We start from the raw sequence: 15425 nt of genomic DNA on the forward strand, positions 1-15425 counted from the left end.
TGACACGATAATTGTGTCATTAAGTCAAGTGTGCGGTTCGGCTCAGATCACCGTGGATGGAGCGGTCTTCCCGAGGTAGATCTTGAACGCCTCGCGGATGTGGCCTCGGGTGTAGCCGACGGTGTTGACGTTGGCCGGTACGACCTCACGCTCGTATCCTCGCTTGCGGGCGGAAAGGTACTTGACCACGCTCGACGTTCCCGTGTTGGAGACGAACAGGTTGCGTGCGGTCCGCAGGTCGCTGTGCAGCCCTTCGAAGTTGCGCGCGTGGCCGATGCCCACCCGGCTGGCGGTGTAGTACTTGCACTCGATGGCCAAGAGGCACTTGTTGCCCCGCGGCGCCATCCGGATCTGCCGTGAGAGCTCTGCCTCGTCGGCGGGCAGGATCAGGACGTCGCACTCGTGCAGTACGCCGGAGTTCCCCTGGACCTGGACGCCGAGATGCACTTCCAGGGCCGGGGCGCGGTCGAACTCCACCACGGCATGGGTGTAGGGGTGCGTGGTGCTGTACAGCTGGCCGGGACTGGTGCGGAACACCAGGCTGTTCATCGTGCGGGCTGTTGACAGCGACGCGAGCGAAGAGGCGGTGGAGCTCCGGCACAACATCGGCATGCTGCTGCTTGCGCAGGGGCGGACGGCGGAGGCCAGAGAGGTGCTGGAGCCCCTGTATCAGGACGTGGTCCTGGTCAGTGGGCCGGAAGACGAGATGGCGGTCGAGATCGCCGAGGCGCTCGCGGTGATCGAGCTCGGCTTCGACGACCCTGGGCCGGGCGCCTGACGGGCAGACGGGCCGGCCCAGGGTGTCAGCTCCTCACGGCCGTGGATCGTGGTCGATCAACTTCAACAGGCTCAGCAACTGCTTGGTCTCCGTCAGCGCCGCGGTCTTCGTTTCCGGAGCGTCCATGTCCCAGTGAGCGAGTTCGTTCCGGTACTCCTTGACGGCAGTGACCCGGCGCACGAGGTCGTCCTGCTCGTACGGCCACGCCAACGTCGCCCAACAGGTGTCGTCCTTGAGGACCTCCGGGTATTGGCCCAGAGTGAGGTACTTGCCTGCGGCGCGCGTCTTGCGCACTCCCGAACCGGTGGGCAGCTCGTCCACGGGCAGACGGTCGGTGAGGCGGCGCAGACGCCGTTCCGCCTCGCCAAGGAGGATGAACGGCTCGACCCGCAGCTTGAGCTGATCGGCCAAGTCGGATGCGGTGAGGATGCCGAGCACGAGGTTGTCGCCATCGGTGACGATCAGGAACCCGTGGCGCTGGATGTCGTCGATGCGGACGAACAGCTCTTCCTGCTCCTGAGCGGTGAGCGGGTGAGGGTTCAGGGCTGCAGCTGTAGTCGCGCCGCGATGCCCCAACTGGGCCCGGGCGATGCTCTCCCAGGTAACGACCCCTCGTAGCACGTTGTTCCGGTTCACCACCGGCAGCTGCGAGAAGTCGCCCTGGACCATGCGCGTGATAGCGCGACTCAGTGGCTCGTCGAAGCCGACTGTCACCACATCCCGGGCGAAGGGGAGGCTGCCGATACGCCAGTGTCTGCTCAGGTCCTCGCCCGCCACCCTTGTGGGTGTGTGACCAAGCTCTGTCCCCGGTGGCTCCTGAACCGTTTCTCCGGTCAGCGTGGTCTCCTCCGCGGAGACCGTGATCAGGCCGTCGAGCTGGACCTCCGTGAAGTGCGGTGCCACCTGCAGTCCGCGAGCCGCGAGCTCTCTGTCAACGAGGTCGATGACGTCGCCGGTGCGCCTCTGCCAGCCCCACAGGCCGATCAGGTCCCGGGCGGTCAGCTGTCGGGTCCCCTCGTCGCGCACATCTTGCTCAAGGGCCTCGGGGTCCCCAGGGGGTTCCACGGCGCCCTTGTAGCCCGGATCGACGCCGGTCTGCGCCAGCGTCTCGACACGGTGTGCCGCGTCACGGCGGCTCAGCTCGCTCACCGTCAGGAACGCGCCGATGCTGTCGCGGAGGTCGCCGCCGATCGCCGCCCGCTCGACCTGGCTGCGCACCCACTCCACCTTGCGCGTGTGCCGGAAGCCGGGGGCAGCCTCGCTCCGGTACTCGTATCCGCCGCTCAGCCGTCCGATGGCGACGACTCCCAGGAACTTGCGGGGCATCACGACCAGATCTCCGGTCTCCATCGTGATGAAGCGCCACAGTTGGTGCTTCCAGTTGTCCACCCGGCCGGCAGGCTCCTCCGGGTAGGCCCGCGCCAGAACTTCGCCCACATCAGCGATCGACGTGCAGCCGCTCAGGTCCCCGACCTCCTCCCAGCCGGCGATCACCACACCTTCGTCCAGCGCCTGCTCTTCGCGTTCGCCGTACTGGCCCCCGCGGACTGTCCAAGCCCTGACCATGGTCCTTGTTCCCCCGTGTAGTCCTTCGGCCCGCATCGACGTCGGGCTGCTTACGTCGGAGTTGAATCTATGTGCGTATGACGCTGCGAGGACAGGCGTGGAGCAGATTGAGCCAGCAGCCATGAACAGGGCAGGCGCCGCCTCGGCGCTCGCTCTGTGTGTGCCCGATGGGCCATCAGAATGGCTCTGACCAGGTATTACTCTCTCGCGGCTGGAGGCTGACCGTGGAATGTCCCCTGAAGTGGGGAACGTATGTGGGACGGGGAGCCCAAAATCAGGGTAGAAAACGGGGCAAAGTATGCTACCGGGCAGCGAAAAAGCCCTCCACAAGTGATCTTGCGGAGGGCTTAAAGCCGCCTCTGACCTGCATAAACGGGCGCCCCCGGCAGGACTCGAACCTGCGGCCAAGCGCTTAGAAGGCGCCTGCTCTATCCACTGAGCTACGGGGGCCCGGTGTGGCCTCTGTCGTGGTGCCCGGGTGCGGGCTGATCCGTGACGTTGCCGGGGACAAGGATAAAGCTCCGGGTTCCCTGCCCCTGCTGCTTCGCCTCCGTGGCTCGATGTGGAGGTTCGGTGAAGCGGTCCTGATAATCGCAGGCAGGTACGAATCGTGCACCGCTTTTGACGTCTTACGCCCCGGGTGTTGTGCACTCGTTATGCCTCGACTGTGACTGATCCCCAGTCGCCCCTTCCGCCCCTTGTGTCCGGTCGGCGCGCAGACATGCGCATATGCTTCAGAATTCCCCTAAAATTGGGCATTCTTCGCATGTGGTGACCTTGGACGTACGGCCTCAGCTGCTCGACGCACTCTCCACCCTGCGCGACCGTGTCGCCGCCGCACGCTTCCCGCTGCCCCTGGCGGGGACCCCACGCGCGCGTGCCAACCGCGATGAACTGCTCGCGCAGCTCGACGACTATCTGGTGCCCCGGCTCAGAGAGCCCGACGCACCGCTGCTGGCCGTCATCGGGGGCTCCACCGGCGCCGGGAAGTCCACCCTCGTCAACTCCCTGGTGGGGCGGCGGGTCAGCGAGGCGGGCGTACTGCGGCCGACCACCCGGACGCCGGTGCTCGTCTGCCATCCGGAGGATCATCACTGGTTCAGCGGCATGCGCGTCCTCCCCCAGCTCACCCGGGTCTGGGTGCCCCACCAGGAGCCCGGCGACGATCTGCTGCTCCCCGGCGAGAACCCCACCCGCGTCCTGCGCATCGAGACCGCCGACACCCTTCCGCCCGGCCTCGCCCTCCTCGACGCCCCCGACATCGACTCCCTCGTCGCCGACAACCGCGTCCTGGCCGCCGAACTGATCTGCGCCGCCGACATCTGGGTGATGGTCACGACCGCCGCCCGCTACGCCGACGCCGTCCCCTGGCATCTGCTGCGCACCGCCAAGGAGTACCGCGCCACCCTCGTCACCGTCCTCGACCGGGTCCCCCACCAGGTCGTCGCCGAGGTCTCCCGCCAGTACGGCGCCCTCCTCACCAAGGCCGGGCTCGGCGACGTGCCCCGCTTCACCGTGCCCGAGCTGCCCGAGTCCGCCGGGGGCGGCGGCCTGCTCCCCGCCAGCGCCGTCGCCGCCCTGCGCACCTGGCTGCTCCACCAGGCCCAGGACCCCGGCGCCCGCCGCCACACCGTCACCCGCACCGCGTACGGCGTCCTGGACTCCCTCAAGTCCCGGATGCCGGAGCTGGCCGGTGCCGCCGCCGCCCAGTACTCCGCCGCCCTGCGGCTCACCTCCGCCGTCGACAACGCCTACGACAGCGAGCACGCCCGTCTGCGCGGCCGACTCCAGTCCGGGGCCGTACTCGCCGGCGACGCCCTCAAGCGCTGGCGCGCCTTCCCCCTCGACTGCTCCGCCGACGAACTCCTCGACGCCCTCGTCGAGAGCCTCGGCGAGCTGCTGACCTGCGCCGTCACCGCCGCCGACGAACGGGTCGACGAGTCCTGGCGCCGCGAGCCCGCCTCCGGCGCCCCGGGGCTCGTGGAGCGCGACGCCCCGCCCGAGAACGCCGAGCACCGGATCGGGGTCTCGGTCCGCCGCTGGCGCCGGGAGCTGGAGGAGTACGCCGAGGACGAGATCCGCGACCTCGACCGCGGCTCCGCACCCGAGCCCGAGCTGATCGCCGCCCTCGTCGCCACCGCCCTGCTCGGCGGACGCCGCGCCCGCACCGCCGGGGAGAGCCTCGCCGAGCGGCTCGGCGCCCATGGCGCGCTCCGGCTGCGCGACCGGGGCGGACGGCTGCTCGGCGAGTACGTCGACCGCGTGCTGCACATCGAACGCGAACGCCGTCTCGCCCCGCTGGACGGGCTCAACGTCCACGCCGAACCCCAGGCCGAACTCATCGCCGCGCTGTCCGTACTTCAGAAGGAGAGGTGACCGGTGACCGCCATCACCGACCAGGACCAGACGGACCACGCCGAACGGGGGGAGAGTAATGAGGAGGGTGGGGGTGTGGGTGTGGGTGTAGGTGCGGGTGCGGGTGTAGGTGGGGGTGGAGAGTGGGGCGAGCGGGGCGAGCGGGCTTCGGACGCGTCCGGCGTCTCGGACACCTCGGACACCTCGGGCGCCTCGGATGCTTCGGGCGGCTCCCATGAGCCCGATGAGGGCCAGACCGCGCCGGAATCCCCTGCCCCGCCCGCCGAGCCCTCGCCCCGCCCTGAGGGGAGCCCCTCCGCGCCGGGTATCGGCGCGAAAGCGACCCCCCGGGAGGCCGTTCCCGAGCGCACCGCCACCCCCCGCCGCACGGTGACCGTCGCCAAGCGCACTCCCCCGGTCCCGCCCCGCCCCACCGCGCCGCCGCCCCTGCCCGCCGCCCCTGCCTCCCCGCCGCTCCCCGAGCCCGACGCCGGGCCCGCCTGGGACGACGGGCTCATCGCGCGGCGGGTGCCCGAGGACGGCGGCGACGGCCACCCGCACGGCGACGGCGCGCAACGGCCCGTACCGGCCCTGGCGGAGCCCCGCGGGGGTGCCGCCGCGCCCCTCCCCGTCACCCCCCTCGCGTTCGAGGGGCCCCTGCGGGCGCGGCTGGACGCGCTGCGCGAGCTGGTCGGGCTGTCCCGGGCCCGGCTGGACAGCCGTACCCTCGCCGAGGCCGGGCAGGTGCTGGACGAGGCCGCCGCGCGGCGTCGGCTGTCCGGGCAGCACACCGTCGTCGCCCTCGCCGGAGCCACCGGCAGCGGCAAATCGCAGCTGTTCAACGCGCTCGCCGGGGTCACCATCTCCGAGACCGGCGTCCGGCGGCCCACCACCTCCTCGCCCATCGCGTGCAGCTGGAGCGACGGCGCCGCCGGTCTCATCGACCGGCTCGGCATCCCCGGACGGCTCCGCCGCCGCCCCCTGCACAACGCCGAGGCCGAGGCACAGCTGCGCGGACTCGTCCTGATCGATCTGCCCGACCTGGACTCCGCCGCCGTACGGCACCGCGAGGAGGCGGACCGGGTGCTCGCCCTGGTCGACGCCGTGATCTGGGTCGTGGACCCGGAGAAGTACGCGGACGCCGTGCTGCACGAGCGCTATCTGCGGCCGATGGCCGGACACGCCGAGGTGATGTTCGTCGTCCTCAACCAGATCGACCGGCTGCCCGGCGAGGCCGCCGAACAGGTCCTGGACGATCTGCGGCGCCTCCTGGACGAGGACGGCATCGCGCTCGGCGAGTACGGCGAGTCCGGCGCCAATGTCCTCGCCCTCTCCGCCCTCACCGGCGACGGGCTGGACGAACTGCGCGAGGCGCTCGGCCAGTTCGTGGCCGAGCGGGGCGCCGCCGCGCGCCGGATCTCCGCCGACATGGACGCCGCCGCCGCCCGGCTGCGCCCGGTGTACGCGACCGGGCGGCGCGCCGGGCTCAGCGAGGAGGCCCGCGACGAGTTCTCCGCGCGGCTCGCCGACTCGGTGGGCGCGGGCGCCGCGGGCGAGGCCGCCGAACGCGCCTGGCGCCGCAACGCCAACCGCGCCTGCGGCACACCCTGGCTACGGCTCTGGCGCTGGTACCAGGACCGGGGCCGCGAGCACTCCACCGGACGGCTCCCGCTGCGCGCGCAGGCGGACGAGGAGGCCACCGCCCGGCAGCGCGTCGAGCAGGCGGTACGGACCGTCGCCGAGCGGGCCTCGGCCGGGCTGCCCGCGCCCTGGGCGCTCGCGGTGCGCGAGGCGGCGGCCCGCGGGGCGCACGGGCTGCCGGAGGCCCTCGACGAACTCGCCACGCAGGCGGGGCTGCCCTCGGGGCGTCCGCCCCGGCCCGGCTGGTGGCCGGTCGCGGTCCTCGCCCAGGCCGCCATGACGCTGCTCCAGATCGCGGGCGGGCTGTGGCTGGTGGGCCAGATCGCCGGGGCGATGGCCCCGAACCTGGGGGTGCCGGTGCTGCTGATGGTGGTCGGGATCGTCGGCGGGCCGCTGGTGGAGTGGAGCTGCCGGCTCGCGGCCCGCGGCCCGGCCCGACGCTACGGCCTGGAGGCGGAACGGCGCCTGCGGGAGTCCGCGGCGGCCTGCGGCCGGGCCCGCGTCCTGGACCCCGTCGCCGCGGAACTGCTCCGCTACCGGGAGGTCAGGGAGCAGTACGGGAAGGTCGTGGGGGCGGGGATGGGCATGGGGATGGGGATGAGCGTGGGCGTGGGGGTGGGGGTGGGCACCGGGGTCGGGGGCTAGGGGGCTCGGGGGGGCTCGGGAGGGTCCCCTCACCCCACCCCCCGCTCCTCCAGCGCCAACTTCAGGCAGCGCAGCGCGTAGTACACCCGTGACTTGACCGTGCCCTGCGGGACGCCCAGCGCCTCGGCCGCCTGGCGGGTGGTGTGGTCGGCGAAGAACGTCGCGCGCAGCACCTCGCGGTGGGCCGGGGTCAGCGCCTCCAGCGCCTGCTGCACCACCACCGACGACAGCATCCGCTCGATGTCGTCCGCCTCGGCGCTCCACTCCCCCAGCCAGGTGTCGCCGCTGATCTCCAGCGGCCGGGCCATCCGCGTGCGGTGCGCGTCGATGACCAGATTCCGGGCCACCCGGAACATCCAGGGGCGTACGGCCATCCCCTCGCCGTCGGCCAGGTTCTGGGTGTTCCAGCAGCGCAGCAGCGTCTCCTGGACGACGTCCTCCGCGCGGTACGTGTCACCGCCCAGCATGCGCAGCACATAGGTGTAGAGCGCCGGGCCATGGGCCAGATAGAGATCGCGCAGCGCCCGTTCCTCGGGCGAGGTCGCGCTCGCCGATCCGATGACCGTCACGTTCATGGTGTGCTCCAGCTCCTCGGGACGACCGGAGCCGGTCCGGGTGACCGGGAGCGGGGCCGTCCTGGGGAACGGAGTGTTCCGAGGGGCGATCCATGCGCGATTGACGTCCCGTGTACGCGGCCGTCCCTCGCGTATACCGGCGCCTCAGGCGTACTCCACCGGCTCCGCGGAATCGGCAGAATCCGCCGACTCCACCGGCTTCACCGGCTTCACCGGCTTCACCGACTCCGCCGGCTCCGGCGGCTCCGGCGACTGCCGCGATCCCAATAGCCCCAGCGGTCCCAGTGGGCCCAGTGGCGTCAGGGAGTCCACATACCCCCGTACCCGTTCCGCGATGAGCCGGTGGCCCGGGGCCAGCAGGCCGCGGCGGTGCAGGGCGTCCCACATGTGGAGCAGTTCCAGGCCGTGGGTCACCGCCGCGGTGTCGTCGTCCAGCCGCTGCCAGAAGGCCGCCGCCCGTGCCACATCGCCCGGCGCCCGCAGATCCCCGGCCCCGCACCGGATCCGGGCCACCCCCAGCGCCAGGACGACCGCCTCGCGGTGCTCGCCGGCCAGATGGGCGACGTACGCCTCCAGGGAGCGGGCCTCCAGGGCGTGCGGGTCGTCGGCGCCCACCTCGCGCGTGAGGCTCTTGCGCAGGGCGGTCGCGGCGGCGTACGCGTCCTCCAATCGGCCGTCGGCGGCCAGGGAGTTGACCCGGGCGATGCGCTTGGTGAACGCGAGGGGCAGGCCGCCGGAGTCCGGGGCGGCCGGTGCGATGGGGGCGGCGGGGGCGGCGGGGGTCTCACGGGCCGCCGCCCTGGCCCGGCCGACGACGGCCGCGAGGGCGGAGGCAGCGGAGGCTGCGGAGGTAGTGGAGGTGGCGGAGGTGGCGGAGACCGGGGTGGCCTCTTCACCGCGCTCCCCCTCGGCCCCCTCGTCCCCCTCGTCCCCCTCGGCCGCCCGCTCCCCCTCGGCCTCCTCGGTCGTTCCCGGTGGGTCCGCCGGGAGGAGCAAGCGGCTGGAACCGTCCGGTGACACCTGGAGGGCGAAGTCGTCCAGGCCGGAGCCCTGGTTGACGATCGCCTCCACGGGTTCGCCCCGCTCCTGGGCGTAGCGCTGCAAGCGGTCGAGCACCGCCTCGTGGACGGACCTGCCGGGGGCGGTGCGGACCGGCTCGCCGTCGATCTCGGCCGGGCCTTCGTCGGAGAGGTACACCTCGAAGCGGTCCATGGCTGTCGTGCTCCTCATGCGGGGGGTGGTGAGGTCGTGGTGGTGGACGACGGGACGGCGGGCGTGGGGCTCCAGGTGATGCTTCCGGTGGGGCTCGGGGTGACGCCCGGGGTCGCGCCGGACGGCGGTGCGGCCAGGCCGCCGTACTTGGCGAACTGGGCGCGGATCGCGGCGACATAGCCCTGTGCCTCGCTCGTCGCGGGTACGCCCTTCGCGGCGCGGACGGACTCCATGCCGACGTGGTAGGCGGCCAGGGTGAGGTCCAGGACGCTGTCGTCGGTCTCCTTCGCGTCGACCATCCGCTGGGCCTCCCCGGCGAGGGCGCACATATGGCGGCCCTGGGCGACGATCGAGTCGGCGGCGTCGAAGGCGGAGGTCTTGTCGTTGTCGTCCTCGTCCTCGCCGTACCGCCGGAAGACGTCCGGCGGCAGCTGGGAGATGCCCTCCTGGCCCTTCGCGCCGACCATCGCGGCGTTGAAGCCGGACTCGCGCTCGATCTGGGCGGCGATGACGATCGGGCCGATCGCGTCGCACAGCCCGCCCGCCTCCTCGATGGGGTCCACCAGATCGGCGGGGACCGTGGACGACTCCAGGGCGCCCTTGCCGTCGCCCTCGAACACCTCGATCACCTCGTCCGCGTCGTCCGGACCCGCCGAGGAGCCGCCCCCGCCGCCGAAGAGCAGGATCAGCGCGATCAGCGGGGCCAGCAGGACCCCCAGGCCGCCGAAGATCATCACCACGACCGCCCCGCCGACCAGCACGAGCGGCATCATCAGACAGCCGCAGGCGCCGCCCGCGATCAGAGTGTTCTGGACGGCCTTCGAGGCCGTGCCCTCCCCGCTGTCTCCCATCCGCGCGCGCCTTCTTCCCCTCGCCTTGAACCGCCGTGGCCGGACCGCCCGTTGTGCTGTCCGCCGGGCTCGACAGACCAACGGGCCCCGAGCCAGAAGAGTTCAAAGCGGTGGAAATCAGATGAGCCGGAGCGGCGCGAACGCGAGCGGCGAGGGAGGCGGGACAGAGATGAGCACACGCGCGACGAGAACGGCGGCCGGCCCGCAGTCATGGGAACGCGGACCGAGCACGCCGAGCGGATCCAGCGGCCCGAGCGCCCCCGCCCCCAGCACCCCGTTGCCGGACAGCGGCACCACCGGACGCCGTACGACGTCCAAGGCGCCGCCTGTCCTCGCCCCAGCGCCCGCGCCCGCGGTCCGCACGGCCCCTGTTGCCCGCCGTACGGCGCCCGCGCGGGCGCGTGGGGCGGTGCCCGCCGTGCCCGAGGGCACCTGGGGGCAGCCGCCCCGGCGGGCCGCGCCGGTGCGGGGGACGTCGCGGGACGCGGTCGGCTGGGTCAAGGCGCACGGCGGGGCCGGGGTGACCTCCCTGGTGGAGGTCTTCGGCGGGGTCGACCTCGGCGCCCGGTGGCCGGACCCCGGCCGGGGTGAGCCCCGGCGGGTGGTGCTCGTCGGGCGGACCAGCGCGAGCGGGCTGCGCTCGATGTCGCAGGCGCTGCGGTCGCTGGAGGAGGGCCACGCCCCGCGCGGGCTGGACCTGCTCTGTGTGGTGCTGATCGCCGACGCGCCCGGGATGCTGCCGCTCGGTCTGCTGCGCCGGATCCGGATCGTCCGGTCGGTCGCCCGGGTGCACCGGGTGCCCTGGATCCCGGCCTGGCGGGAGGGCGGTGAGCCCCGGCGGCTGCCCGTCCAGCTCGAACGGCTCGGCGATCTGGTCGGCGCCCCGGCCGGGCGGGAGAGGGGCCGGTCGTGAATCTGCTCCAGCTTCTCGCCCAGCCGGTCCCGAGCGCGTCGTACTTCAGCCCGACCCTGCCCGAGGAGGTCGACGCCGGCGCCGACATCCTCAACACCCTCGCCTGGTGCGTCTCGGCGGCCGGGGTCTTCGGACTGATGGTCGTCGGGATGAACATGTCGCTCCAGCTGCGCCGCGGCGATCCGGGCGAGGGGGGCGAGCACTTCCGCGGTGTCTTCATCATCGCCGTCGCCTGCATCGTCGCCACGACGGCGGGCCCGCTCGTCTCGTGGCTCGGTGACCTCACCCTCCAATAGACCCGCTTCTTCCCTCTCCACCAGACCCCCTTCCTCCCTTCCTCCCCTCTTCCCTTCCCCCGGAGATCCTCATGTCCTCCCTCCTTCAGACGACCGCCCACTTCCTCGCCAACGTTCCGGAACCGGAGAGCGACGCTCCCGAACCGCTGATGGAGAAGGTCGGCACCGTTCTCGACCTGGTCGCCTGGGCCGGTACCGCCGCCGGGGTCGCCGGTGTGCTGGTGACCGGCGCGATGATGGCCATCTCCGTCAAGCGGGGCGAGAGTTCCGAGCACATGAGCCGCCTCGGGATGGTGCTCGGCGGCTGCATCCTCGTGGCCACGGCCGGTCCGATCGTCTCCTTCGTCTTCACCTGAGCCCGGACCCGGGCGGAACGGAAGACGAAGGCCGAGCGACGAGAGACGGGCACATCTGGATGTTCCTGCGCAGACAGCGGCGGACCGAGGAGTCCGGACCGTACTGGAGGCAGCCGGGCTGGCAGCTGTCGGCCGGTTTCCTCGCCCTGGTCGTCGTCATCGGCGGGCTGGTCGCGCTGACCTCGGCCGCCACCGGCGGGGTCGGCGGGGGCCCGGCGGAGACGGCGGCGAGCGAGGGGCCGTTGTCCGCCGGGGCGCCCCTGGCGGACGGCGGGCGGCCCGAGGGCTGCACGACCGACGACAGCGCCGGTGAGATGCCGCCGAAGGCCGGGCCCGGGGACATCGAGTGGCGCACGCTGGGCGTCGGGCGGGTGCCCGTGTCGGCCTCGGCCGGGCCCACCCGGTTCCAGGGCGACCTGTGGTGGTGCTTCGCGCACACCCCGGCGGGCGCCGCGCTGGCCGCCACCGTGATCCCCAGCCAGATGAGCGAGTCCGGCTGGCGGACCGTCACCGAGCAGCAGCTGGTGCCCGGGGCGGGCCGGGACATGTTCGAGTTCCAGCGCTCGCTGAGCCCCGACACCAGCCGCCGCCGCGACGGCTCGCCCGCCTCCTCGTACGTCGGTTTCTCGCTCACCGCGTACACGCCCGAGGCGGCGACCGTCTCGCTGCTCATCAAGGGCGGTCAGGGCTTCACCGCGACCTCCATCCAGGTCCGCTGGAGCGACGGCGACTGGAAGGTGCGGCCCTTGATCGACGGATCCCTCTACACCGAGATGACGACCGTCCAGGACACCAACGGCTATCTGCTCTGGGGGGCCGGAACACCATGACCTGCAAGACCGGCAATCCGGTCATCGACGCCATCCTCGGCTTCTTCAGCTTCCTCGGCGACCCCATCGGGACGATCCTGTCCACGATCGCGGACTTCGTGCTGTTCGCGGCGGTCCAGGTGTACGGGGCGATCATCACCGGTATCCCGACGCTCGAATCGATGACGACCTCCCAGCAGGTCAGCGGGCAGACCCGGTGGCTCGTGGTGTATCTGGCGGTCGGCTCGCTGCTGTTCGCCGCCGCGAAGATGGCCGTCGAACGCAAGGGCAACGCGGGGATCACCGCGCTCAAGGGCATCCTGCGGGTCGTCCTCGTCTCGACCGCCGCGACCACCATCGTGGGGGCGGCCGTCGTCCTCTCGGACAGCTACGCGACCCATCTGTTCAACGCGGGCGCCGAGGCGCAGCTGAAGCAGATCGGCGGCTGCTCGGACATCGGCGGGGTCGGCGCCTTCGTCAAGCTGATCCTCGCCTTTCTGCTGCTGATCGCCGGGATCCTCCAGACGATCCTGCTCTACATCCGGATGGGCGTCATGATCGTGCTGCTGGGCACCCTCCCGGTGGCCGCGGCGGCGTCCATGACGGACTGGGGCGCCGGCTGGTGGCGCAAGCACATCGGCTGGCTGATCGCCTGGCTCCTCTACAAACCCGCGGCGGGGCTGATCCTGTACGCGGGTTCGGTGATGACCGGCGCGGGCAAGGGCGTGCAGGGCGAGGCGGACGGCACCATCCACACCCGGATCGCCGGGATCGCCGTGATGCTGCTGTCGGCGGTGGCGCTGCCCGCGCTGCTGAAGCTGATCGTGCCCGCCACCGCGGCGCTGGGCGGCGCCAATCCGGGTGGGGAGGCGGTGGGGGTGGCCGGTGGTCTGGCCTCCGGCGCCATCCAGCTCGCCGGGCGCGGCAGCGGCGGCGGTGCCTCCGGGGGTGCCGGGGGGCTGGGCAAGGCCGGGCCCTCGGGGGCGTCCGCGACCGGCGGGGGGTCGTCCGGGGCGGGCGGTGCCTCGGGCGGGGGCGGCGTCCAGGGGCCGGGTGGGCGCAACGGGCAGAGCGGTGGGAGCGGTTCGGGGGGTGGGAACGGTTCCGGGGGGTCGTCGGGTGGAGGGTCCTCGGGCGATCGGGGTGGGCCGTCCGGCGCGGGGCGCGCGGGCGGTGCCTCCGGCGGAGGCGGTGGTGGCGGAGGCGGTGGTGCGGCTGCGGGTGCCGGGCGGGCCGCGTCGGTCGCGGGACCCGCGGGGGCGGCTGCCGCCGCGGCCGGTGCCGTACTGGCCGCCGGGACCCAGGCCGTCGCCCAGGGCGCGACCCAGGCCGTCGAGGGCGACGGCAACCTCGGGCACAACACATGACCCCGGCCCCTGACATCGATCCCCCGCTCTGACGGCCGCCGGGCTCCCCCGCCCCCTGGGAGCCCGGCGGTCCCCTCCCTTCCCCCCTTGAGAAAGGCCCCGCATCCCATGTCCAGCGAAGCCGCCACCCATCCGACCTACGGGAACTGGCGCAGGCCACGGCGGCCGGGGCTCGGGCCGCTCGGACTGATCGGCACCTTCGGGGTGTTCGGCGGCCTCGTCATCACCCTGCTGGCGTCCCTGATCTCGCTCCAGGCCGCGATGGTCGTGGCCGTGCCCACGGTCGTGATGCTGACCCCGCTCGCCCTGCGCACCCAGGACGGCCGCAACGTCTACCAGCTGATCACCCTGCGGGTGGGCTGGCTGCGCCGGAAGTCGAAGGGCGCGCATCTGTATGTCTCCGGGCCGATGTCGGCCCGGCCCGGCGGGCGGTTCCGGCCGCCCGGCCTGCTCAACAAGGTGACCGCGACCGAGGGACGGGACGCCTACGACCGCCCCTTCGGTGTGCTGCACCACCCCGCGCGCAACCTCTACACCATCGTCCTCGGCTGCGAACCCGACGGCGGTGCGCTGATCGACCCGGACCAGGTCGACGTATGGGTGGCGCTGTGGGGCGAGTGGCTGGCCCGGCTGTCGCACGAACCGGGGCTGCGGGGTGCCACGGTGATCGTGGAGACCGCCCCGGACCCGGGCACCCGGCTCGCCCACGAGGTACTGCCCCGGATCCACCCCGACGCCCCCGCCGCGGCCCGCGCGGTGATGGAGGAGGTCGTCGAGCGCTATCCGACGGCGTCCTCCGAGATGCACACCTATGTGGCGCTCACCTATGGCGTCCCGGGCGGTCAGCGCCGTAAGCGGGACGAGGTGATCGCCGACCTCGCCATCCGGATCCCGGGTCTGCTGAGCGGGCTGGTCGCGGCCGGGGGCGGGGCCGCGTACCCGCTGTCGGCGGAGCGGATCGCCGAGGTGGTCCGGGTCGCCTACGACCCGGCGGTGGCCGGTGACGTCCTCACCGCGCGGGCCCAGCACGGCGGTACGGGGCTGGAGTGGGAGGACGCCGGTCCGGCGGCGGCCGTCGAGACGGTGAGCGCGTACCAGCACGACTCGGGGGTGTCGCGGACCTGGCTGATGACGCTGGCGCCGCGCGGCACGGTCCGCTCCTCGGTGCTGCGGGGCATGCTGGAGGCGGCGCCCGGCACCCGGCGCAAGCGGGTCGCGCTGGTGTACCGGCCGATCGACCCGGCGACGTCGGCGCGGATCGTGGAGTCGGACCGGCGCAGCGCGCAGTTCATGGCGACGTCCGGCAAGGGCATGGTGCAGGCGCGAGCGGCGACCGAGATGCGGGCGGCGGAGCAGACGGCGGCGGAGGAGGCGTCGGGCGCGGGGCTGGTGGAGTTCTCGCTGATGCTGACGGTCACCGTCGACACGATGGACGAACTGGCCGACGCGAGCGTGGCGGTCCGCAATCTGACGGCGGCGGCACGGGTGCTGATGCGTCCCGCGGACCGGATGCAGGCGGCGGCGTTCACCTGCACCCTCCCGGCGGGGATCCTGCCCTGGGAACAGACCCTCGTCCCGCACGAGTTGCAGGAGGCGCTGTGAGCGGGGCGCGTCCGCGGGCTGCGCGTCCGCGCGGGGTGGGGAGGGGTACGGGGGTGTCGCCGACGGGGGTGTCGAGGACGGCGGTGTCACGGACGGGGGCGTCGGGGACGGCGGTGTCACGGACGGCGGTGTCACGGACGAGGGCGTCGCGGACGGCGGCCTCGCGGACGGCGGTGTCACGGACGGCGGCCTCGCGGACGCCGGTGTCACGGACGGCGGTGTCACGGACGGCGGCCTCGCGGACGGCGGTGTCACGGACGCCGGTGTCACGGACGAGGGCGTCGCGGACGGCGGCCTCACGGACGCCGGTGTCACGGACGAGGGCGTCGCGGACGGCGGCGTCACGGACGCCGGTGTCACGGACGAGGGCGTCGCGGACGGGCGGCCTCACGGACGCCGGTGTCACGGACGCCGGTGTCACGGACGCCGGTGTCACGGACGCCGGTGTCACGGTGGACC

Annotated in this window: 14 protein-coding genes, 1 tRNA gene and 1 pseudogene; 9 read left to right on the forward strand and 7 right to left on the reverse strand. The window is 72.9% G+C overall.

The features are described from left to right. Positions 1-42 precede the first annotated feature (42 nt). Positions 43-549 (reverse strand): hypothetical protein, encoded by a 507-nt coding sequence (locus tag ABZX40_RS30825; RefSeq protein WP_355744922.1) that lies wholly within the window; start codon positions 547-549, stop codon positions 43-45. Here ABZX40_RS30825 and ABZX40_RS30830 point away from each other — a divergent pair. Next, positions 542-778 (forward strand): annotated as a pseudogene (locus ABZX40_RS30830) (serine/threonine protein kinase); the annotation flags it as partial. The gene ABZX40_RS30825 and the pseudogene ABZX40_RS30830 sit on opposite strands and share 8 nt — an antisense overlap. Positions 779-811: 33 nt before the next feature. Here the strand turns inward: ABZX40_RS30830 and ABZX40_RS30835 are convergent. Both ABZX40_RS30835 and ABZX40_RS30840 read right to left on the reverse strand, forming a co-directional pair. Beyond that, the gene (locus ABZX40_RS30835) at positions 812-2344 is read right to left on the reverse strand and encodes a CBS domain-containing protein (RefSeq protein ID WP_355744925.1); all 1533 of its coding nucleotides are present in this window, start codon (positions 2342-2344) and stop codon (positions 812-814) included. 377 nt (positions 2345-2721) lie between these two features. Then, positions 2722-2794, reverse strand: a tRNA-Arg gene (locus ABZX40_RS30840). Positions 2795-3112: 318 nt separating this feature from the next. Between ABZX40_RS30840 and ABZX40_RS30845 the strand changes: the two genes are divergently transcribed. Both ABZX40_RS30845 and ABZX40_RS30850 read left to right on the forward strand, forming a co-directional pair. Further along, positions 3113-4720, forward strand: coding sequence for a dynamin family protein (locus ABZX40_RS30845; RefSeq protein ID WP_355744928.1), 1608 nt, complete (start codon positions 3113-3115; stop codon positions 4718-4720). Between the two features lie 3 nt (positions 4721-4723). After that, a complete protein-coding gene (locus ABZX40_RS30850; protein WP_355744931.1) occupies positions 4724-6985 on the forward strand; it encodes a YfjP family GTPase in 2262 nt (753 codons plus the stop codon). 29 nt (positions 6986-7014) lie between these two features. On the opposite strand, the gene ABZX40_RS30855 is transcribed toward ABZX40_RS30850, so the two are convergent. The 3 genes from ABZX40_RS30855 to ABZX40_RS30865 all read right to left on the reverse strand — a co-directional run bounded on the left by ABZX40_RS30855 (position 7015) and on the right by ABZX40_RS30865 (position 9623). Beyond that, the gene (locus tag ABZX40_RS30855; RefSeq protein ID WP_355744932.1) at positions 7015-7560 is read right to left on the reverse strand and encodes a sigma-70 family RNA polymerase sigma factor; all 546 of its coding nucleotides are present in this window, start codon (positions 7558-7560) and stop codon (positions 7015-7017) included. Positions 7561-7704: 144 nt separating this feature from the next. Then, the gene (locus ABZX40_RS30860) at positions 7705-8790 is read right to left on the reverse strand and encodes a hypothetical protein (protein WP_355744935.1); all 1086 of its coding nucleotides are present in this window, start codon (positions 8788-8790) and stop codon (positions 7705-7707) included. Further along, on the reverse strand, positions 8787-9623 hold the full coding sequence (locus tag ABZX40_RS30865) for a lytic transglycosylase domain-containing protein (RefSeq protein ID WP_355744938.1): 837 nt from the start codon (positions 9621-9623) through the stop codon (positions 8787-8789). The genes ABZX40_RS30860 and ABZX40_RS30865 overlap by 4 nt, the downstream gene beginning before the upstream one ends. A 169-nt stretch (positions 9624-9792) precedes the next feature. Here ABZX40_RS30865 and ABZX40_RS30870 point away from each other — a divergent pair, with 169 nt between their 5' ends. The 6 genes from ABZX40_RS30870 to ABZX40_RS30895 all read left to right on the forward strand — a co-directional run bounded on the left by ABZX40_RS30870 (position 9793) and on the right by ABZX40_RS30895 (position 14966). Further along, complete coding sequence (locus ABZX40_RS30870) at positions 9793-10536, forward strand: hypothetical protein (protein WP_355744941.1); 744 nt, start codon at positions 9793-9795, stop codon at positions 10534-10536. Beyond that, positions 10533-10832, forward strand: a complete 300-nt coding sequence (locus ABZX40_RS30875) for a hypothetical protein (protein ID WP_355744944.1) — start codon at positions 10533-10535, stop codon at positions 10830-10832. The genes ABZX40_RS30870 and ABZX40_RS30875 overlap by 4 nt, the downstream gene beginning before the upstream one ends. A 71-nt stretch (positions 10833-10903) precedes the next feature. After that, the gene (locus ABZX40_RS30880) at positions 10904-11188 is read left to right on the forward strand and encodes a hypothetical protein (RefSeq protein WP_355744947.1); all 285 of its coding nucleotides are present in this window, start codon (positions 10904-10906) and stop codon (positions 11186-11188) included. Between the two features lie 59 nt (positions 11189-11247). Beyond that, positions 11248-12018 (forward strand): hypothetical protein, encoded by a 771-nt coding sequence (locus ABZX40_RS30885; protein ID WP_355744950.1) that lies wholly within the window; start codon positions 11248-11250, stop codon positions 12016-12018. Further along, positions 12015-13364 (forward strand): hypothetical protein, encoded by a 1350-nt coding sequence (locus tag ABZX40_RS30890; RefSeq protein WP_355744953.1) that lies wholly within the window; start codon positions 12015-12017, stop codon positions 13362-13364. Before ABZX40_RS30885 ends, ABZX40_RS30890 begins: the two co-directional genes overlap by 4 nt. A gap of 108 nt (positions 13365-13472) precedes the next feature. Then, complete coding sequence (locus ABZX40_RS30895; RefSeq protein ID WP_355744956.1) at positions 13473-14966, forward strand: SCO6880 family protein; 1494 nt, start codon at positions 13473-13475, stop codon at positions 14964-14966. Here ABZX40_RS30895 and ABZX40_RS30900 read toward each other — a convergent pair. Further along, a complete protein-coding gene (locus ABZX40_RS30900) occupies positions 14890-15357 on the reverse strand; it encodes a hypothetical protein (protein ID WP_355744959.1) in 468 nt (155 codons plus the stop codon). The two genes, ABZX40_RS30895 and ABZX40_RS30900, sit on opposite strands and share 77 nt — an antisense overlap. Positions 15358-15425 lie beyond the last annotated feature (68 nt).

The sequence above is a fragment of the Streptomyces sp. NPDC004610 genome (assembly GCF_040609715.1).
In the GTDB taxonomy this organism is placed as follows: Bacteria; Actinomycetota; Actinomycetes; order Streptomycetales; family Streptomycetaceae; genus Streptomyces.